15 protein-coding genes are annotated in these 20,677 nt (G+C 37.9%); 8 read left to right on the top strand and 7 right to left on the bottom strand.

Translation table 11 applies throughout. From position 1 onward, the window contains the following. Window positions 1-153: 153 nt before the first annotated feature. The 3 genes from AC5YCE_RS05070 to AC5YCE_RS05060 all read right to left on the bottom strand — a co-directional run bounded on the left by AC5YCE_RS05070 (window position 154) and on the right by AC5YCE_RS05060 (window position 3,757). The gene (locus AC5YCE_RS05070) at window positions 154-1,653 is read right to left on the bottom strand and encodes a cation:proton antiporter (RefSeq protein WP_496171288.1); all 1,500 of its coding nucleotides are present in this window, start codon (window positions 1,651-1,653) and stop codon (window positions 154-156) included. A 219-nt stretch (window positions 1,654-1,872) separates the two neighbouring features. Further along, a complete protein-coding gene (gene ypfJ / locus AC5YCE_RS05065) occupies window positions 1,873-2,769 on the bottom strand; it encodes a KPN_02809 family neutral zinc metallopeptidase (RefSeq protein ID WP_496171287.1) in 897 nt (298 codons plus the stop codon). 61 nt (window positions 2,770-2,830) lie between these two features. Next, window positions 2,831-3,757: a DUF808 domain-containing protein gene (locus AC5YCE_RS05060; protein WP_496171286.1), complete on the bottom strand. Its 927-nt coding sequence runs from the start codon at window positions 3,755-3,757 to the stop codon at window positions 2,831-2,833. Between the two features lie 202 nt (window positions 3,758-3,959). Here AC5YCE_RS05060 and trpS point away from each other — a divergent pair, with 202 nt between their 5' ends. From trpS to AC5YCE_RS05035, 5 genes are all read left to right on the top strand, one after another. Next, window positions 3,960-4,973 carry a tryptophan--tRNA ligase gene (gene trpS / locus AC5YCE_RS05055; protein WP_496171285.1) on the top strand — a complete coding sequence of 338 codons (1,014 nt, stop codon included), beginning with the start codon at window positions 3,960-3,962 and terminating at the stop codon, window positions 4,971-4,973. A 466-nt stretch (window positions 4,974-5,439) separates the two neighbouring features. Continuing rightward, complete coding sequence (locus AC5YCE_RS05050) at window positions 5,440-6,084, top strand: YqiJ family protein (protein WP_496171284.1); 645 nt, start codon at window positions 5,440-5,442, stop codon at window positions 6,082-6,084. Between the two features lie 46 nt (window positions 6,085-6,130). Next, window positions 6,131-7,843: a flotillin family protein gene (locus tag AC5YCE_RS05045; RefSeq protein ID WP_496171283.1), complete on the top strand. Its 1,713-nt coding sequence runs from the start codon at window positions 6,131-6,133 to the stop codon at window positions 7,841-7,843. Window positions 7,844-8,214: 371 nt separating this feature from the next. Beyond that, on the top strand, window positions 8,215-8,952 hold the full coding sequence (locus AC5YCE_RS05040; protein ID WP_496171282.1) for a sulfite exporter TauE/SafE family protein: 738 nt from the start codon (window positions 8,215-8,217) through the stop codon (window positions 8,950-8,952). Between the two features lie 168 nt (window positions 8,953-9,120). Then, window positions 9,121-9,447, top strand: coding sequence for a hypothetical protein (locus AC5YCE_RS05035; protein ID WP_496171281.1), 327 nt, complete (start codon window positions 9,121-9,123; stop codon window positions 9,445-9,447). A 169-nt stretch (window positions 9,448-9,616) separates the two neighbouring features. Here the strand turns inward: AC5YCE_RS05035 and AC5YCE_RS05030 are convergent, their stop codons facing one another. Together AC5YCE_RS05030 and AC5YCE_RS05025 are read right to left on the bottom strand one after the other, a co-directional pair. Then, window positions 9,617-10,195, bottom strand: a complete 579-nt coding sequence (locus tag AC5YCE_RS05030) for a 1-acyl-sn-glycerol-3-phosphate acyltransferase (RefSeq protein WP_496124588.1) — start codon at window positions 10,193-10,195, stop codon at window positions 9,617-9,619. Between the two features lie 193 nt (window positions 10,196-10,388). Continuing rightward, window positions 10,389-11,990, bottom strand: coding sequence for an isocitrate lyase (locus tag AC5YCE_RS05025; RefSeq protein ID WP_496124587.1), 1,602 nt, complete (start codon window positions 11,988-11,990; stop codon window positions 10,389-10,391). 686 nt (window positions 11,991-12,676) lie between these two features. Here AC5YCE_RS05025 and AC5YCE_RS05020 point away from each other — a divergent pair. From AC5YCE_RS05020 to AC5YCE_RS05010, 3 genes are all read left to right on the top strand, one after another. Further along, window positions 12,677-13,669 (top strand): LysR family transcriptional regulator, encoded by a 993-nt coding sequence (locus AC5YCE_RS05020; RefSeq protein WP_496124586.1) that lies wholly within the window; start codon window positions 12,677-12,679, stop codon window positions 13,667-13,669. Window positions 13,670-13,805: 136 nt separating this feature from the next. Beyond that, window positions 13,806-15,131 (top strand): polyamine export protein PaeA, encoded by a 1,326-nt coding sequence (gene paeA / locus AC5YCE_RS05015; protein WP_496171280.1) that lies wholly within the window; start codon window positions 13,806-13,808, stop codon window positions 15,129-15,131. A gap of 388 nt (window positions 15,132-15,519) precedes the next feature. Continuing rightward, window positions 15,520-16,860, top strand: coding sequence for a CitMHS family transporter (locus AC5YCE_RS05010; protein WP_496171279.1), 1,341 nt, complete (start codon window positions 15,520-15,522; stop codon window positions 16,858-16,860). 136 nt (window positions 16,861-16,996) lie between these two features. On the opposite strand, the gene AC5YCE_RS05005 is transcribed toward AC5YCE_RS05010, so the two are convergent. Together AC5YCE_RS05005 and AC5YCE_RS05000 are read right to left on the bottom strand one after the other, a co-directional pair. Next, window positions 16,997-18,538: a TolC family protein gene (locus AC5YCE_RS05005; protein ID WP_496171278.1), complete on the bottom strand. Its 1,542-nt coding sequence runs from the start codon at window positions 18,536-18,538 to the stop codon at window positions 16,997-16,999. Further along, window positions 18,535-20,667, bottom strand: a complete 2,133-nt coding sequence (locus AC5YCE_RS05000; protein ID WP_496171277.1) for a peptidase domain-containing ABC transporter — start codon at window positions 20,665-20,667, stop codon at window positions 18,535-18,537. Before AC5YCE_RS05000 ends, AC5YCE_RS05005 begins: the two co-directional genes overlap by 4 nt. Between the last annotated feature and the right edge of the window lie 10 nt (window positions 20,668-20,677).

Genomic DNA, 20,677 nt, shown 5'->3' with positions numbered 1-20,677 from the left:
AGATGCAACCTTACAACTTAGGTGATTACAGACTTCACGATTATTGAAAATTAAAGCAGTAATAAAATGCTATTTTGTTGATTAAATAAAAAGTCGGAAATAGATATTTGCATTTCCGACTTCTCACCTCTTTCAATACTGACTCAGAGCCATTTAGAAATTGTCAGGATTTTCCAAGCGTTTAACTTCCTGCACTCTATTCGGATGATGAACGGCTGTCACGCCATCATCACTCCTCGTATCTGAAACTGCTTCTGGGTTATAAATGGTAATAATTTCATTCCCTTTTACATCTTCACCAACGATGTACATCACACCACTTCTATTCATTTTATGACACAATCTTTGATACCAACCCTTAAAACCAGTTTGCTCTTCATTTGGATTGTAATAAAAAGCATTCATCACGGGCGGCAAACCTAGTCCACAAACCACACCCGAAAGTAAAACAGCGATGAAGGTATACCCAATCAAAATACTGCTGTACTCAGATAATTGTGGAAGATTAGCAACAGCTAACACGAGCGCTAAAGAAATTCCTCCTCGTACACCACCCCATGAAATAATGGCTAAACTTCCGTTATAGCTTTTTTTGCGGAATGATGGAAAAAAGGCAAACGCCAGATAATTCGCTGCGAAACGAGAAATATGTAAAAGAATAAATGCAACCACCCCACCAAAAATAAGACTCGCACTTAAATCCAAGATAAATAATTCGAGTCCAATGAGGGTAAACAGGAATGAGTTAATGATTCCTTCAACCGTATGCCAAAAATGATTGACTTCACTGATTTCTTTTTCCTTTAAAATTTCATTCCATTTATTACCAACGATCAAACCACCAATAACACAGGCAATCGGTGCAGAAGCATGCGCAAATAAAGCCACCAAATAGGAACCACATGCCAATAAAGCCGTGGTTAATATCAGTGACTCCATTTCATGCTTACCACGTAAAATTCTCAGAATCAGCCAACCAAAAGCTAAACCAATAATGACAGCAACAATAATTTCATAAAATAAAGTTTGTAATGTGGCAAAAAAACTAAATTGCTCACCTTTAAGTACGTTTAATAGCGTCATAAATACAGCGATACACATCGCATCGTTAAATAATGATTCGCCTTCAAGCTTTACCATCAAGTGATGTGGTGCTCGAACTGAACTAAGTACGCCTTTAATCCCAATTGGATCGGTTGCACCTAAAGCCGAGCCCAATAACAATAAAATTAAAATTGGGACAGGGCTACCCATCAAGTACTGGAAACCAAATATCAGACCACCAAACAATAATGCGCAAAGTACCAGTGCCAAGGTCGCTAAAATACTAATCGGTTTCCAATGTGAGCGTAAATCTGATACCTTAAATTTCAATGCAGAGGATGTCAGAATGAAACAAATTACGCCATTGATTAAGAAATCATAAAAATCAATATTTCTAACTGCGTCTTCAATATTGTGTAGATTAATGGTAATGAATTGATTATTGCCTAGTAGATTTGCCCCCCATTGCAATATGAAAACAAAAATTGCAGAAACAATGGGAACACCGATCGCTTGTGGAAAGCCTAGAATTCGCTTATTAAATATTGTTGTTGCGATTGAAAGTGCAAATACAACCGTAAAAACTTGAAGAATAAAAAAATTACCCATAATTTGCCTAATACTTCTTATTTATGATTTCAATAACATGGATTATTTTAAACTGATTTTTAAAAAAAAGTTTGTTAACTACATAAGCAACTACAACAAAAAACCTAGCCTGACGATCATCTAATCAAACTAGGTTTCATGAGGAGACGTTCAAAGTATACTTTTAACATTCGAGATAAACAGCTCATGCATCTCTTATTGGATCTGGATGATTACAAATTATACCGATGTTTTAAATGTATCGCATTGATTGATATCGCCTGACTGCATCCCCTTATCAAACCACTGCATACGTTGTGCACTTGTTCCATGAGTAAAACTATCTGGAACAACTTGTCCACGCGCACGTTTTTGCAAATAATCATCCCCGATCTTATGCGCTGCGTCCATCGCTTCTTCGATATCACCATTTTCCAAAAATTGAGTGCGCTGATGTGTATCTTTTGCCCAGACGCCCGCCAAACAATCTGCCTGTAGTTCTAATCGAACTGAAAGTTGATTCCCTTGAGCTTCACTCGCGGTTTGACGTGCTTGTTGGACTTGCCCAGAAATCCCTAAAAGATTTTGGATATGATGACCGACTTCATGAGCAATCACATACGCTTGAGCAAAATCACCCGCAGCATTTTTTGTCGATAATTCAGATTGATTTTGCTCACCCGAAATCCCCATTTGTTGATGCATATCTTTAAAGAAAGCAGTATCAATATAAATCTTTTGATCAGCTGGACAATAAAAAGGCCCCATTGCAGACTGTGCTGCTCCGCAACCTGAGTTTACCGTACCACTAAACATGACCAGTTTCGGTGATGAATATTGCATGCCCTGCTGTTTAAATACCTGAGACCACGTGTCTTCTGTGTCGGCCAAAACAGTTCCAACAAATGCCGCCGTCTCTTGTTGCTCGGGTGTTGGATTTTCCAAACCAGTTGCTTGTTGTTGCTGTCCAGAAGTAACTTGCTTGGTCGCTTGGTACGCCATTTGAGGATCTACCCCAAAGAACTTCCAAGCCACAAAAGCCACAATTAAACCAAGAATACTGATCCCGCCAGCTTTAGCCCCACCACCACGACGATCTTCTAAATTACTACTGACTCGACGACCTTTCCAACGCATGGCCTTATCCTTATTCTAAATTATGCTTTATTTTAAAGCTTATCTTTACGCAGTATTCAAATTAAACGGATTTTGATTTCTTAAACACTTTAGAAATCATACTCACCACGAGAACCACCAGCAGACCAGCGACAAATCCAATCACAAAGTTAATCAAAGTCGGCGTGAGTGCACCAATAAAATGCCCTACAGCTGGAATATGATCAATATATTCTACTGAGTCTTCAGTAAAGTGGTGAAAGACTGGGATCGTGTGTGTAATGATGCCACCACCGACCAAGAACATCGCCAAAGTACCCACGATAGTCAATGTTTTCATCAACTTTGGTGCAAATGCCAGTAATCCACGCCCAATGGTTTGTTTAAATGATGATGCTTGTTGATTTAAATATAAACCTAGATCGTCAATTTTAACAATCATTGCGACAAGACCATACACACCAATCGTCATTGCGATTGCGATGACTGTCAGCACAGCCACTTTAACGCCAAATGTTGCAGTAGCCACAGTACCTAATGAAATGACAATAATTTCAGCAGATAAAATAAAATCCGTTGTCACCGCCCCCTTAATTTTTTGCTTTTCGAGTGTTACCAAATCACCTTCAAGTGCCTTGAGTTCTTGTTCAGCGACTTCAGCCGTTTTTGCTTTTTTATGCTGAAGTGTGTGAATAACCTTTTCCACACCTTCATAGCATAAAAATAAACCACCGATCATCAATAGTGGATTGATTAACCAAGGGGCAACCACACTGATCAGCAAAGCAAGTGGAACAAGAATCAATTTATTAACAAATGAACCTTTGGCAACAGCCCAAACCACGGGTAATTCACGATCTGCTTTTACACCGCTGACCTGTTGTGCGTTTAGGGCTAAGTCATCACCCAACACCCCTGCCGTCTTTTTGGCAGCCATTTTGCTCATCACAGCAACATCATCAAGGATCGTTGCAATATCATCTAATAGTAAAAGTAAGCTACTGGCCATTTTTATTATCCTAAGTTTTTATCTATTTTAATGCTTTATGGAAAAATAATTGTATATATTTAATAAATAAATAGCAGTTATTTTTGAGTAAGCTTTTTTCGCTCTGGCTATTATTCTTGCTGACAATAAAAAATAAATTACCGTACAATACCTAGCATTCTTAATATCAAAGTAGCGCTGACTACTGTTTTCAGGATTTATAATGAGCAATCAAGATCATCGCCCAGTGATTTTAACTGGCGATCGTCCTACAGGACAACTTCACTTAGGTCATTTCGTTGGTTCTTTACGCTCACGTGTAGGATTACAAGATTCTCATCACCAACATTTATTATTGGCAGATGCTCAAGCCTTTACTGACAATGCGGATAATTTTGAAAAAGTACGTCGTAACATTATTGAAGTTGCAACAGACTATTTAGCTGTTGGTATTGATCCACTTAAAACAACGATTTGTGTGCAATCAAGTTTACCTGCACTCAATGAATTGACCATGCTTTACTTGAACTTCGTGACGGTTTCTCGTCTAGAGCGCAACCCAACGATCAAGTCCGAAATTCAAATGCGTGGTTTTGAACGTGATATTCCAGCTGGCTTCCTTTGCTACCCTGTTGCACAAGCGGCAGACATCACAGCATTTAAAGCCTCTATCGTTCCTGTGGGTGAAGATCAAATTCCAATGATCGAACAAACCAACGAAATCGTTCGTCGTTTGAATCGTCAAATTGGTCATGACTTACTTCCAGAATGTAAAGCATTGCTTTCAAATGTTGGTCGTTTACCAGGTTTTGATGGTAAAGCCAAAATGTCTAAATCTTTAGGCAATACGATTGTTTTAGATGCTTCTGATAAAGACATCAAGAAAGCCGTTAATGCAATGTATACCGATCCAAATCATTTACGCGTTGAAGATCCAGGCCAAGTTGAAGGCAACGTTGTTTTCACTTATCTTGATGCATTTGATCCAAATGTTGAAGAAGTCGCTGAAATGAAAGAACACTATAAACGTGGTGGACTAGGCGATGGTACAGTGAAGAAGCGTCTTGAAGGGGTTCTAAAAGAGTTAATCACGCCAATTCGTGAACGTCGCATGGAGCTTGCCAAAGATCCAGATTACATCATGGATATTTTGAAAACTGGCACTGACAAATGCAAAGACATTACTCAACAGACACTGGATGAAGTTAAATCAGGTTTGGGTGTGTTCCACTTTTAAACTGATCGTCATACATTGATATCGAAGCTTTAACTGAAACCTCTCTAAATGAGAGGTTTTTTTATTGTTATCTTTAATTCTGGATAACGACTTAATTAACTTTTACTAACATAACTTTACGTGAATACATAACATATCAAGTTTGTTATTGAGTAATATTTACTAAAGTTTTGCAACATTCCCCAATGTTCTTAACTTTTCTCCTTAACCGAAGCTGTGAAAGCAGATTCGTTGTTATACGTAATGAATACCCCAATCATTACGTATTTTTTTTGTCTAGAAATTCACATTCTGACTGAATAGATTAAGAATAATTATTATTTGCCAAATTAATGTCTAAACTATACACTTTAGCTCAGTACTGAGTGACGTTTTAAACTATTCAAAATAGATTGGAATTCAGTCATCTATATCAATAAATTCAACATCTAATTTTTAATGATAAATATAAAGCTGAGACCAACAAATGTGGGAAATCTTCATCCACCCTTCCAATATATTTTTTAGCGTTAGTTTATGCTTAATGCTTTTCTTGGGTTTGGTCGAAGCGCTATTACTCATTGCTGGTGCAACTACTCAAGGTTTTTTGGATCAATTTATTCCTGATCAATTGTTTGAAGCACAACATCCTGATTTAAATTTAGACTCCAATCCAAATATTTTTATTCAATTACTTGATTGGCTTTATATTGGGCGTATTCCTGTATTGGTGTGGTTAATCATCTTTCTAACTACTTTTGGATTGTTTGGACTGGTTACTCAAGGTCTATTTTTTCAATGGACCGCTAGTTATTTCCCGCTTTGGATTATTGCTCCTGCCAGTTTAATTTTGTGCATGCCAATCGTCCGTACGGTCTCTGCAATCATTGCTAAAGTGTTACCACAAGATGAAACGACTGCAATTCATAGCGAAGAACTGATTGGCTTAAGTGCAGAAATTATTTTGGGTGAAGCCCGACTAAATTATCCTGCTCAAGCTAAAGTAAAAGATCAGCATGGAATGACACACTATATTATGGTTGAGCCTGAAACTGACCTTATTTTCACACAAGGTCAAACCGTTCTTTTGACTCAAAAAACCAAGATCGGATTTCAAGCAATCCCTCATTAAATATTCAATTTATTAATATTCATATAAACAATAGAGACTTATAAAAATGTTTGACTCAAATTTTTTTCAAATACTGATCATCGCGGGGATCATCTTACTTGCGCTAATCATTATTGGTACGATTTTAGCGCGTCTATATAAACGCTCAAGTAAAGAAGTGTCTTTCGTCCGTACAGGTTTTGGCGGTGAAAAAGTTATTTTGGGGGGTGGTGCAATTGTATTGCCTGTCTTGCATGAAGTGATTCCTGTGAACATGAACACACTGCGTCTTGAAGTAAAACGTGCAGCTGACCAAGCGTTGATTACACGTGATCGTATGCGTGTAGATGTCATGGCTGAGTTCTACGTTCGTGTCAAACCAACGGCTGAAGCTATCGCGACAGCAGCTCAAACGCTGGGTCAAAAAACCATGTCTCCGCAAGAGCTTAAAGATTTGGTTGAAGGTAAATTTGTGGACTCACTTCGCGCTGTTGCAGCTGAAATGGCCATGGAAGAGTTACATGAAAAGCGGGTTGACTTCGTGCAAAAAGTACAGCAAGTCGTTTCTGAAGATCTTTCAAAAAATGGTTTAGAACTTGAAACGGTCTCTTTAACCGGTCTAGATCAAACCAGTTTTAAATTCTTTAACCCACAAAATGCTTTTGATGCGGAAGGTTTAACCAAGCTGACTGAAACGATTGAAGACCGTCGTAAAAAACGTAACGACATCGAACAAGATGCTGATCTTGCGATTAAGACCAAAAACTTACAAGCAGAACAAGCACGACTACAAATTCTTCGTGAAGAAGAATATGCAAAAATGCAACAAGAGCGAGAGATCTCAATTCGCCGAGCGGAACAACTTGCTGAAATCGCAACGCAAGAAGCAGTTAAAAAACGTGAAGCAGAAGAAGCACAAATTGCAGCTGAACGTGAAATTGATTTAAAACGGATTACTGCAGCACGTGATGTAGAAAATCAAAATATTCAGAAATCACAAATCATTGAACAAGCTCAAGTTGAACAAAAGAAAACCATTGAATTGGCTGAGCAAGATCGTGCAATTGCGATCGCAGAAAAATCTCGTGCAGAATCTGAAGCAAAAGCCCTAGCTGACCAAGCACGTGCACAAGCAGTTAAAGCAGAAGAAGAAGTGATCACTGTTCGTGAAACTCAACGTGCAGAACGTATCAAAGCTGTTGAACTGGTTGCAGCAAAACAGGCTGCTGAAACGGATGCAATTTCAATTACTGTTGCTGCAGAAGCATCGAAACAAGCTGCTGTAGATGATGCTGAAGCGGTTCGTACTGCAGCTGAAGCCGAAGCTGAAAAAGTTCGCTTAAAAGCGAAAGGTGAAGCGGATGCAAAAATCCTACTGGCTCAAGCTCAAGAGAAACAATACCAAGTGGATGCAGAAGGTACACGCGCAGTCAACGAAGCAAACAATATCTTGTCTTCTGAACAAGTCGAAATGCAAATTCGTTTAGCATTGTTGAAATACTTACCTGAAATTATTCGTGAAAGTGTTAAGCCAATGGAAAATATTGACGATATCAAAATTCTACAAGTGAATGGTATGGGTGGTTTGAGTGGTTCAACGGCATCGGTTGATGGGGGTGAGCAAGGTCAAGTTGCCTTGTCCGATCAAGTCGTAAATAGTGCTCTACGTTACCGTTCACAAGCACCATTGATTGATAGCTTAATGAATGAGTTAGGCATTCAAGGGGGCGACATTAATGGTCTGACACAAAGCCTGAAGCCGAAATCTAAAAATGATTGATCTTTAAAATATTTCGGTGAATGAATGTCTTATTGCGTTTCATTGAATATTTAAAATTACAAAAGCCTCAATTCAATTGGGGCTTTTTCATATCTAAGATAATCAAAGCAGGAATTAATATTTTTATAAGCTTAACTCTTCACCTAAAATTTAAAAATTAAGATGGATTTTATTTAAAATGACACGATTAGAGATTGGAAATTTGCTCGTTAAAAGTTAAATCCTCAAAATGAAATGTTTGAGATTGCTACTTATTAATTTATCCGACTTTGGCAATGCACGCTTTAAAATGAGCTTATTAAAATGGTTTTAGCCCTTTGCATACGCATCAGTAATGATCATTGTAAAAACGTTAAAAAGACTATTTCTTGATGGAAATAGGTTTTATTTTTATCATTGGTGCATGTTTAGCCGCTTTCGCTCAAGGTCTTACCGGTTTTGCCTTTGCATTAATCGCTATGTCATTTTGGGTTTGGGTACTCCCTCCTCAAATATCAGCTCCGCTCGTCGTATTTGCTTCACTATGGTGTCATATTATTTCACTTAGTAAAGAACAACCACTTATATTAAAACGATCTTTAGTTTACGTTTATATCGTTGCTGGACTAATCGGAGTACCTTTAGGTACTTTTCTACTCGATATTGTCAATGCAGACCTTTTCAAATTGATCTTAGGACTTTTTCTGATCGTATGGTGCCCCATCATGTATGTCGCACCACAGTTTAAATACTTACAACAACTGGATTCAAAATCAGATGCCTGCATTGGCTTTGTTGGTGGTGTACTTGGGGGATTAGGTGGCTTCTGTGGTGCTGTACCATCTGCATGGGTGATGCTCAAAAATCTGCCGAAGCAACATCAACGTTATATTTTAAGACATTTCAATTTTGCGATTCAGCTTTTCACTATTGCTGTGTATTTATGGCAAGGGACTATCTCAATTGAACTACTCAAATATTTTGGCATCTTAATTTTAATCATCAGCATTCCTGCCATTTTAGGTGCACAACTTTTTTATAAAATATCAGAGAAACAATTTAAACAAATTGTATTAAGCTTACTCTTTGCTTCAGGTTGTATTCTTTGCTTGAGTTCATTAAATAACTAAATATTTCAGCGCTTTGGAATCAAATCACGTAAATTGATTTTAATTTGACACTTAAGTGCTCAATATTTAAGCAATTGAATTGAAATTGACTTTATTTGTTTTTATGAGACTTTAATCACACTTTAAATAATCTATAATGCGATGCTATCCTTCTCATTATTTAATCCAATGAAAACCCCGATTTTGTTAAGCATTATGGTTGTCTTGACAGGATGTGCATTTGGCTCATCGAGTGAAATTAAACGTGCTGAAGCACTTATTCAACAATTTCAATGCAATAATATTGATGCCGATCAGTTAAGCCACAACTCTATTACAAGCTTTCATGAACGCACGCTTGCGGTGAGTAAAGATAAATCTATCGAATATATTGATCGCTATAAATCAGGTGATAATTTATTTGATATGCCTCTTTATGAAATTATTCAAATGCAGTATGTAAACTATAAATCCGCTTGTGATTTTTTAGGTGGCATAAGTATTTCACCCAAATAAATATACGTTCTAATCAACAATTAAAAATCAATATAAATCACTTTTCAAATGATTGAGCTATAAAAAAGACAGGTCATGACCTGTCTTTATTATCTATATAACAGCTTCAATATCATTGATATTAAGCTTATATACATCTAATCGCCCAATTTACATATGATTTTATGTATCAGAAGAAACGCGTATCAACACTAAAATTTTCTGGAAATTTAGCATTAATATTTGAATAAAATTCCATAATTTCAGCCATGTCTTTTTCCATATCACCTGATGGATATACAATTTTACCGACACCACATTTTTTCTTGCTGTAGTCCATATACGCCAATGCAATAGGGACACCTGCAGTCGTCGCAACATGGTAAAAACCTGTTTTCCACTGCTCTCGCTTGGCACGTGTCGCTTCAGGCGTCACCAACATCACCAATTTCGGATGTGTCTTAAACAGATCACTCATCACTTCAACCATACTCGGGCGCTCTTCACCTACTGCTTTGGGACGACGGTCAATCCCTATTCCACCCATTGCACGGACAAATGGACCAAAAGGCAACTTCATATAACTGTCTTTAATGGTCAGACGTACATTTACCCCTAAGGCTTTCAGTGCAAGACGTGCATACAAGGCATCCCAATTACTGGTATGCGGCGCTGCAATCATCACACATTGATCCAAATCAAGTGGCCAATGATTGTCAATTTCCCAGCCCATCATATTTAAGCTTTGTTCAGCTAGTTTCTCAAACACTACAGCATCATCTTCATTAAAAAATTTGGGCGATTGTATCAATAATGAACGATATAAAATATACAAATGTTTTCAATTGATTAATGAATAAATATTTTTTAAAACGATTTAGAATTTATTATATAGCCATAAAAAAACAGCCATAAAAAAACCCTGCTTCCGCAGGGTTTTTCTTTTGAATCAATGGAAGGGATTAACCACCAAATTGGTTCATTGTATTTTTAGCATCATCACCAGCTTTCAATGCATTGTCGCCAGCGAAGATTTCTTTATGATCATCACCGATGTCTGAACCAGCCATTGCTTGGTGTTTAACACATGCGATACCACCACGGATTTCTTTACGTTGTACGCCAGCAACATAAGCCAACATGCCTTCAGAACCGAAGTAACCTTGAGCAAGCTCATGCGTAGAAAGAGCAGCTGTATGGTAAGTCGGAAGTGTGATCAAGTGATGGAACACACCTGCTTCACGAGCAGCATCTGCTTGGAATGTACGAACTTTTTCGTCAGCTTCAGCAGCTAATTCAGTAGCATCGTATTCAGCGCTCATTAATTTAGCACGGTCATAAGCAGAAACATCTTTACCTTCAGCAACCCAACGATCGTAAGCTTGTTGACGGAAGTTTAAAGTCCAGTTGAACGAAGGCGAGTTGTTGTAAACAAGTTTCGCATTTGGAACTGTTTCACGTACACGGTTAACCATGTGAGCGATTTCAGCAACGTTAGGCGTTGCAGTTTCGATCCAAAGAAGGTCAGCACCATTTTGTAAGCTTGTAACACAGTCAAGTACAACACGATCAATTTGAGTGTCAGCACGGAACTGGTAAAGGCCAGAAGCTAAACGCTTAGGACGGTGTAATTTACCATCACGCTTGATTAGAATCTCATCTTCTTGAGCTTCTGAAATGTCAATTTCAGTTGTGTCTAAGTAGCTAATGTATTGAGAAGCGATGTCGCCTGGCTCTTTAACCACTGGGATTTTTTGAGTCAAGTCAGCGCCTTCAGAGTCAGTACGCGCAACGATAATACCGTCATCAAGACCCATTTCTAAGAATGCATAACGTAATGCATGGATTTTAGCGATGAAGTCTTCGTGTGGAACCGTTACTTTACCCGCTTGGTGACCACATTGTTTCGCATCAGATACTTGGTTTTCGATTTGTAGTGCACAAGCACCCGCTTCGATCATTTTCTTAGCTAAAAGGTAAGTTGCTTCTTCGTTACCGAAACCAGCATCGATGTCCGCAATAATTGGCACAACGTGAGTTTGGAAATTATCGATTTGTGAAGTGATTTCAGCAGCTTTAGCAGTATCACCAGCTTCTTGAGCTTTTTTAAGCGCACGGAACAAGTCGTTTAATTCTTTCGCGTCAGCTTGGCGAAGGAAAGTGTAGATTTCTTCGATCAATGCAGGTACTGAAGTTTTTTCGTGCATTGATTGGTCAGGTAAAGGACCGAATTCAGAGCGAAGTGCAGCAACCATCCAACCAGAAAGGTAGATATAACGGCGTTCAGTTGTACCGAAATATTTTTTGTTCGCAATCATTTTTTGTTGTGCGATGAAACCGTGCCAGCAACCCAAAGATTGAGTGTATTTGCTTGAGTCAGCATCATAAGCAGCCATATCACGACGCATAATTGCAGCTGTGTATTTTGCAATGTCTAAACCAGTTTTGAAACGGTTTTGGATTTGCATACGTGCAGCATCTTCAGCACTGATGTCTGCCCAAGTGTTGCCGAATTTTGCTTTTAATTCGCGGATTGCATCAATCGCTGTTTGGTATTGAGTCATGATATTCTACCCTGTATATAATTTTAGGATTTCATCAATAAATGTTTTAAATCGTCTCGATCTAGATTGATCAGATTTAAAGCACTTCGTTGTTATGGACTTAGCTTAGAGGGGGTGAAAAAATTAATCCAATACTTTGAGATAATTTTCGGTATTTATTTAAAAAATATGTAGATCAAAGTCTAATAAAAAAATAAATGATGGTAATTAAAGCTTTGTTTATTAATAATTAATATAATAGCACAAATGATCAACTTATAGACAAATTGTATATTTAAAAATCATTAGACTTAAGTCTCAACAGCTTGTGGATTTCTTGCAAAATGCATTTTTGAAAAATTTTAATGGCATTTTGGTGCAATCTTAAGCATTTTTAGTTGATCATTATTTTGACCATTTTCCTTGTTATCGAAACTTTATGTTGGATCTATTGCAATGATTTTAGAAATCTTGATTACGATATGGTGATCATTCTAATTTTTAATAAAATTTCAATGTGAAATAGATTTTCAATTCTATAAAACCAATGATGATCAAAACTCAATGATTAAAATTTTATATTGATAACTTTTATTCATCATAAGGGCTATTTATATTTAAGTTGTTTTATCGTCTTTTAACACAAGCTGTTTTGCTTATGGCATAATTCACTACGATTTCAAAAATTTATTTTCGGTATTTTTTTTATGAATCTTGAGCGGGTTGATCTCAATCTCTTAATTTACCTCGACGTACTGCTACGAGAAAAAAATGTAACACGCGCTGCTGAGCAATTGGGTGTTACCCAACCAGCAATGAGTAATATTCTAAGACGTCTACGTAATTTATTTAATGATCCCCTATTGATTCGCTCGTCTGAAGGCATGACGCCTACAGAACGGGCATTGGAATTACAACCTAGAATTAGAGATGCGCTTTCAGATCTTTCTATGATTTTGGAGCCACGCACAGAATTCCGACCTTATACCTCTAATCGTGTATTTCGGATTATGACTTCGGATTACGCCGAAGCGACATTAGTTCCTCGTTTAGTCAAAGCACTTCGCTCTGAAGCACCCAATGTTGTCCTAGATTTCCTAACGCCAAGTGATGTGTCGTATCGCGATATGGAACAAGGTAAAGTTGATTTAGCGATTAACCGTTTCAATGAAATTCCACAAAGCTTTCACCAAGTACTGGTTTGGCGCGACAGTTTTTCTTGCTTACTGAATCATAAACACCCTGCTGTAAATAACCTTAACCTAAAAAGCTATTTAGATGCGCAACATATTTGGGTCTCTAAAACAGGGATGGGCGTAGGCTTTGGTGTGAATCCTGAGAAACAAGCTGGACTTGGATGGATTGATCAGGCTTTAGAACGAATTGGGCAAAAACGTAAGATCTCCGTATTCACCCGTCATTATCAAATGCCTGGGTTATTGGCTTCAAATGTTGACCTGATTGCCACCTTACCAAGTCGGATCGCGCGCTTACAAGCAAAAAGCCAAAACTTAATGCTTAAAGATCCGCCATTTTATATTCCAGAATTTGAATTAAAGATGGCATGGTGTCCTCTGCTTCATCATCATCCTGCACATCGTTGGTTACGCCAATTGATTTTATATGTTGCACGCCAAATGATTGAAGAAGAAAACCGTGAATTTATGTCGAATAACAATTCGAATATTGTCAATCATTAAATCCCCAAATACTGTAGCTGATTTATTTTTTACTTTTTTGTGACCAGTATTATAATAGTGAGGTGGTGGAAAATTTCACTATCTCATTCTATTTTATGTTAAAACTTTCATAATAATTTCAAACCAAAGGTGCCTTGTGAGTCTCTTTCAGAATTTCTTGATCATCATCATCTTGATTGCTGGAGCCGGCTTTTTGTCACTCAGTGAAATTGCACTTGCAGGTTCACGTAAGGTTAAACTTAAAATTTTGGCGGAATCTGGCGAAGACCGTGCTCAAAAGGTTTTAGATTTACAAGAAAACTCCGCAGACTTTTTTGCTGCATCTCAAATTGGTTTAAATGCTGTTGCGATCCTTGGTGGTATCTTAGGTGAAGGTGCTTTTAGACCTTATATTATTGAATTTGTGTATCAGTTTTATCAAGGTCCATGGGCTGAAAATATCAGTTTCGTACTTTCATTCACCTTAGTCACCTCATTATTTATTCTATTTGCCGATCTAATGCCAAAGCGCTTGGCCATGATCGCACCAGAAAAAATTGCCATTTCCGTTATTAATCCTATACAAATTTTTATTTCGGTTTGTAAACCACTGGCATGGTTTATTAATGCGATCGCCAATCTTCTGTTTAGATTATTCAAAGTGAATACTACCCGTGATGACAATATTACTTTTGATGATATTTCAGCGGTCATGGATGCAGGTGCTCAAGCAGGTGTACTACAAAAACAAGAACATCACTTCATTGAAAATGTATTTGAGCTAGAGGAACGGAACGTCCCTTCGAGTATGACCACACGTGAGAATGTGGTGTATTTCACCTTAAATGAATCAGAAGAAAGTATTCGTCAAAAGTTGGCTGAATATCCTTATTCTAAGTTTTTAGTGTGTAGTGAAAATATTGATCAAGTGATTGGCTATGTGGATGCCAAAGATATTTTGATTCGTATCCTGAATAATCAAAAATTTAACCAGTTAAATGAATCGACATTACGTACCGTACTGACCATTCCCGATACGCTCACACTGTCTGAAGTTTTAGACCGTTTCCGTTCAAGTAAAGAGAAATTCGCTGTTGTTTTTAATGAATATGCGCTTGTTGTCGGTGTCATCACACTGTCAGATATTATGATCACCGTGATGGGTGATTGGGTGACCCCAACCGATGAAGACCTTCAAATCATTAAACGTGATAACAACTCTTGGTTGATTGATGGCAGCACACCGATTGAAGACATGAAACATGCTTTAAATATTGACAGCATGCCTGACGATGAAAACTATGAAACACTCGCAGGGTTTATGATGTACAAACTGCGTAAAATTCCACGCCCTGCCGATGCAGTGGTGTTTGACGGCTATAAATTTGAGGTGGTGGATGTCGATCACTTCAAGATTGATCAGCTATTGGTCACGCGCTTAATTGAACAAGATGAAGTCATCAAACCGACTATTGAAGAATAATATCTTCACGTACACAGTTCGTTAATCATTTCCTATTCATCATCAATAAAAGTCCCAAACCTTTGGGGCTTTTTATTTGCCATTTTTTTTACTTAAAGGTCAATTTAACCATTTAAACCGTTCCAATGTATTCCTCATTTTTAATTTTATACATCTCCTTATTAACAGCTAAAATCATTCAATAATTTGATAAATACATAGCCATTCATCAGAAAAACAATGAATAAAATCACATAATTTACTGATTTTTAATTTCTATTTTTTAAAGAAATAATGATCATTCTTCTATTTTGATATTGATATTTAGGTTTTTAAAAAATGGGATTACCATTCCGACTCTATGTAGATAATAGAACAATTAAAAAACCAATAACTCAAGGATTGAAAAATGCTGACCATTTTAGGTCTGGGCATGATTTTATGCTTTATGTATTTAATTATGTCACGACGTCTAAGCCCTCTTGTTGCTTTAACTCTGATTCCAGTTCTCTTTGCTTTACTCGCTTATGGTTTAGGATTTTTCTTTGATAGTTTAAGCCATATTCAACTGAATGAACTTGGCGAAATGATGTTGGATGGCGTTAAAAAACTCGCGCCGACTGGCGTCATGCTGTTATTTGCTATTCTTTATTTTGCCATCATGATTGATACAGGGTTATTTGACCCTTCTGTAAAATTTATCTTAAGACTCGTCAAAGGCGACCCTTTGAAGGTTGTCCTCGGAACGATCACCTTAACCTTAATCGTATCCCTAGATGGTGATGGTTCAACCACTTATATGATCTGTGTGGCAGCGATGCTCCCACTGTATAAACGCTTAGGCATGAGCCCATTGATCATGGCGTGTTTAATGATGCTGGCAAGTGGCATCATGAATTTAACCCCTTGGGGTGGTCCTACAGCACGTGCTGCTAGCGCATTACAAGTTGATCCGAGCGATGTTTTTGTTCCGATGATCCTGCCAATGCTGTTTTCAATTGGCTGGTTATATTTCCTCGGTACGATGTATGGTCGTATGGAACGTAAACGCTTAGGGATTGTCGAGATTGATGTGAGTCATGGTGACAATATTCAAATTTCAAACAACCCAGAAGCAAACCGTGCCCACCTAAGATGGTTTAACGGTCTATTAACACTTGGATTAATGATCTGTTTAGTGATGGGTGTATTACCAATGCCAATCCTATTTATGATCGCGCTGTGTATTGCCTTAGTGGTGAACTATCGTGATATTGATATGCAAAAGAGTCTAGTCGCTCATCATGCAGGAAGTGCGTTAAATGTAGTCGGTATTATCTTTGCAGCAGGTATTTTTACAGGTTTGCTATCAGGTACAGGTATGGTCGATGCCATGTCAAAAGAGTTGGTTGCCATCATTCCTGAAAGTATGGGACCGTTTTTAGCACCGATCACAGCTGTATTGAGTATGCCACTGACCTTCTTTATGTCGAATGATGCCTTCTACTACGGTGTTCTTCCGATTTTATCTGAAGCAGCAGGACATTATGGTATTGAGCCTGTAGAAATGGCACGTGCTTCAATTGTCGGTCAACCGGTCCATTTACTCTCACCATTAGTGCCTTCTACATATTTGCTTTGTGGTTTGGCTGGCATTGAATTTGGTCAACATCAGAAATTCACCATTAAATGGGCGATTATTACCTGTCTTGTAATGCTGGTTGCTGCCTTAGTATTTGGTATGTTCCCATTCTATTCTGTGGCAAGTTGATCTTTAGTTTTAATTTCAATTTGAATCACAACGCCTGAATCAAATGTTAAAAAAAAGCCCTTAAAACAATTAAGGGCTTTTTACTTTAACGAATCAAAGCTTAATCAAAATGTGCGGAGTCTAAACGTGCAGAACCTTACGATTGAGCTTCAGACCAAATATTCAAATTACCCATATTGGATAACAGTTGATATCGCACCACCAAAAACTCAGTCAATACAGTCGAATAATTCATCTTGGCTTCGGTTAATAAGTTTTGAGCATTCACTACTTCAAGCATGTTTCCCACACCTGCTCGATAACGACCTTGAGCCACAGCATAAGCTTGGGTCGCACTCTCATTTAACAGCTGTAATGCTTGAATATTGTCATGGATGGCATGTAATTCATTATAGCTTTTCCAAATTTCAGCATTAATTTCTAATTTAAGTTGTTCTTCTTCTAACTGTTTTAACTTTAAGTTTTCTTGCGCTACCACAACTTGATGCTTACGGTTAAAGCCATCAAACAAAGGGAAATTCACTTGGACGCCTGCTTGTAAGCGCTGAGTTTCATTTCCAAAAGGACTCTCGCCCAATTGCTTAGATTGATTATAACTACTATTGAATGTAAGCGATGGATATTTAGCGCGTTGAGTTGCTTTAACTTTATCTTGAGCAGCTTCAATACCCAATTGTGCCGCTTTAAATCGTGGATGCAACTTCTCTGCTTGTTTCACCAAGTCTTCAATAGATTTTAAATTTAATGCTTTTGGAATCTTCAATTGGTTATTGATTTGAAAATTCTGGTACGCAGGCTCACCCATTAACGATGCCAATTGACCTTTTGCAATTTTTAACTCGCCCATCAGTTTGGTCTGATCTGATTTGGCTTTTGCAAGGTTGGCAGACATTTGCAGTACATCAGATTTAATCCCTGCTCCTGCTTTATAACGTGCATTGGCAATTTGATGATTTTGTTCTGCCAATGTCACGAGTTGCTTTAAATTATCCAGTTTTAATTCAACTTGAGTAATTTGGTAATACGCTGAAATGGTTTTAATAATCACACTTTGCAATACGACATCTTGCTGTGCCAAAGACATCGCCAAAAGTTTTTGCGCTTCTTCAACTTGATAATGTCTTGCACCAAAATCATAGAGCAACCAATTTGCCTGAACCGCTAGCCCATAACGACGCGTATCCGTGTCATAACTCATATCGGGACGACCATCAACCTGATAATCATCACGCCCCCAATCATAGTTTACAGAAGTGCTTAATTGCGGATAGTAACTGGACTTTGAAATTTTCAATTGTGCTGCTTGAATACGCGTTTGCACCCATGCACTTTTGGTCTCTGGAAAACGGCAAACAGCACGTTCAACCGCATGAATCAATGATAATTGCTCATTCGGATTGAGTTGAGGCTGAGTCAAACATTGAATATCCCCAACTTGAGTTCTTTGCTGTGTAATATCTTGGATGACGGTCTGATTCAGTGTGCTTTCAATCTGCTGAATTTCTTGCTTCTTTTCACGCTCTTTTCGCTCATTGCTTAATACGTCAAACCAAAGTGGCTCACGTTTCTTTACCTTGCTCTTAAAGATTTTTGAAAGCGAATAATCTGCATAAACTGAACTTGTTTGTCCTGCTATGAAAAGCATTGACACAATTAAAAGCGTTCCGGTGTATTTCATGACGGTTGAATATCCTTCATTAATACATCTTTAATAATCAAGCCATCTTGCAAAGCAATAATACGTTCTGCTGAAGCAATGGTTTCAGGACGATGTGCGATAATAATTTTAGTGATCTTTAACAATTTTAATTTGGCATTCACTTCTTGTTCTTTCAGCACATCTAAACTACTGGTAGCCTCATCCATAAATAGGATTTTTGGTTTTTTATAAATCGCACGTGCCAATAAAATACGTTGCTTTTGTCCACCTGAAAGCATATTGCCAATATCACCCACCAAGGTTTGGTAACCCATCGGCATACGGGTTATATCATCATGAATCGCGGCATAAGCGGCACATTCTTGAACCCATTGCATATCTGGGTTGGAATCAAAGAAACAAATATTTTCAGCAATAGAACCTGCAAATAGAATGTCATCTTGAAGCACAGTTGCCACATGATCACGAACAGCATTCAAACCTAGCTGCTCAAGATCACGTCCCATCACGCGAATCTCACCTTCCGTTTGTTTAAATACGCCCAACAGCACATGTAAAAGCGTGGTTTTACCACACCCTGTTGCACCAACGATGGCGACAGACTGGTTTTGTGGAATTTTAAAACTGATTCCTTTAAGCACATAAGGATCATTTTCAGAATATTTAAAATGCAGATTATCAACTTCGATGGCATTTTCAACTTGATCGATATTGGTGATTTCAACATCGCCATACAGTTTTTCTTGCTCGGTCAATACTATGTCAGAAAGACGTTCTACATCAATTTGCAACATTTTTACTTCAATAAATTTATCAATCAGACCTGCGACACGACCATCAAATTGACTTTTATATGCCATGAATGCCATTAATACACCAACGGTAAAATTACCTTCGAGTACCAATGTCGCCCCTAACCAAATAATCACAATATTTTGGATACCGAACAAAATACCATTCGCCAATGAAAAGCCTAATCCAAGCTTTTGCGTTGTTAGTCCTGCATTGACTTGATTGACCACGAGGTTAAGCCAAGTTGAACGACGAACATCCTGACGTTGAAACAGTTTAATGGTTTTTGCACCACGAACCGTTTCCATAAAATGACTACTTTGCTTCGCTGCATGGATAATATTTGCTTCAGTGGCCCGTTTTAATGGCGCATACCAAATCCATCGAATCAATGCATACAGCCCCATTGTGAAAATAGCAATCCATGCTAACTTCGGACTATATACAAACATCAGAATTAGGGTGAAAACCGTCATCAATCCATCAAGAATGGCAGCTAAAAATGTACTGGTCAGCGTAGTTTGGATATTACCAATGGAGCCAAAGCGAGAAACGATATCGCCCAATGAGCGCCGTTCAAAATAGGAAACAGGCACATTGATCATGTGATTAAAAACATTGGCCTGCCACTGCACACTCAAATGTGTGCTCATGTACATCATGATCCATGAACGTAACAAACTAATAAATTGCTGGAGCAACATCAGCATGCCGAAACCAATCGCCAAGATCGTTAACAAGTCACGATCAGCAGAAACAATCACATGGTCAATCACCCATTGCATAAAGAATGGACTGATTAAAGAGAAAACTTCCAAAGCCAATGCCAAAATCAGAATTTGACCTAAAGACTTCCACAACCCACGAACATGCCCGATTAACCCTTTGAGCTGAATCTGATTTTTTTCTTCTTTTTTCTCAAATTCAGTGTCTGGCCAAAGCTCTAATGCAACGCCAGTAAAATGCTCAGAGACCTCATTTAATGTCAGTATTCGCTTACCAAATGCAGGATCAAGAATCGTCACTTTATTAGCACTGACTTCTTGTAAAACCACAAAATGGTTAAAATCCCAATGCAAAATACATGGTGTTTTGAGTTGATTTAGATCTTCAAGATCAAGCTTGAGTGGTCGTGTGACCATGTTCAATTGATTACTGATCTTAATTAACTGATTGAGATTGGTGCCTTTTTGCGAAACAGGAAAACGACGTCTTAAAGTTAATAAATCAGATTCATAACCATAAAAATGCGCAATCATGGCGATACATGCCAAACCACACTCTGTTGCTTCTGTTTGCAGAATCGTCGGGATCTTACGACCAAAACCGAGGGAAATTTTGTCTAATAATTGCATAGTTATTCTT

The sequence above is a fragment of the Acinetobacter sp. CY79 genome (assembly GCF_059515845.1).
This window is presented reverse-complemented; position numbering and strand designations above follow the sequence as displayed.

Bases quoted from the DNA above. Each gene is read 5' to 3' on its own strand.
- AC5YCE_RS05070 (WP_496171288.1), bottom strand. From the start codon at position 1,653: ATGGGTAATTTTTTTATTCTTCAAGTTTTTACGGTTGTATTTGCACTT.
- ypfJ (WP_496171287.1), bottom strand. From the start codon at position 2,769: ATGCGTTGGAAAGGTCGTCGAGTCAGTAGTAATTTAGAAGATCGTCGT.
- AC5YCE_RS05060 (WP_496171286.1), bottom strand. From the start codon at position 3,757: ATGGCCAGTAGCTTACTTTTACTATTAGATGATATTGCAACGATCCTT.
- trpS (WP_496171285.1), top strand. From the start codon at position 3,960: ATGAGCAATCAAGATCATCGCCCAGTGATTTTAACTGGCGATCGTCCT.
- AC5YCE_RS05050 (WP_496171284.1), top strand. From the start codon at position 5,440: ATGTGGGAAATCTTCATCCACCCTTCCAATATATTTTTTAGCGTTAGT.
- AC5YCE_RS05045 (WP_496171283.1), top strand. From the start codon at position 6,131: ATGTTTGACTCAAATTTTTTTCAAATACTGATCATCGCGGGGATCATC.
- AC5YCE_RS05040 (WP_496171282.1), top strand. From the start codon at position 8,215: ATGGAAATAGGTTTTATTTTTATCATTGGTGCATGTTTAGCCGCTTTC.
- AC5YCE_RS05035 (WP_496171281.1), top strand. From the start codon at position 9,121: ATGAAAACCCCGATTTTGTTAAGCATTATGGTTGTCTTGACAGGATGT.
- AC5YCE_RS05025 (WP_496124587.1), bottom strand. From the start codon at position 11,990: ATGACTCAATACCAAACAGCGATTGATGCAATCCGCGAATTAAAAGCA.
- AC5YCE_RS05020 (WP_496124586.1), top strand. From the start codon at position 12,677: ATGAATCTTGAGCGGGTTGATCTCAATCTCTTAATTTACCTCGACGTA.
- AC5YCE_RS05010 (WP_496171279.1), top strand. From the start codon at position 15,520: ATGCTGACCATTTTAGGTCTGGGCATGATTTTATGCTTTATGTATTTA.
- AC5YCE_RS05005 (WP_496171278.1), bottom strand. From the start codon at position 18,538: ATGAAATACACCGGAACGCTTTTAATTGTGTCAATGCTTTTCATAGCA.
- AC5YCE_RS05000 (WP_496171277.1), bottom strand. From the start codon at position 20,667: ATGCAATTATTAGACAAAATTTCCCTCGGTTTTGGTCGTAAGATCCCG.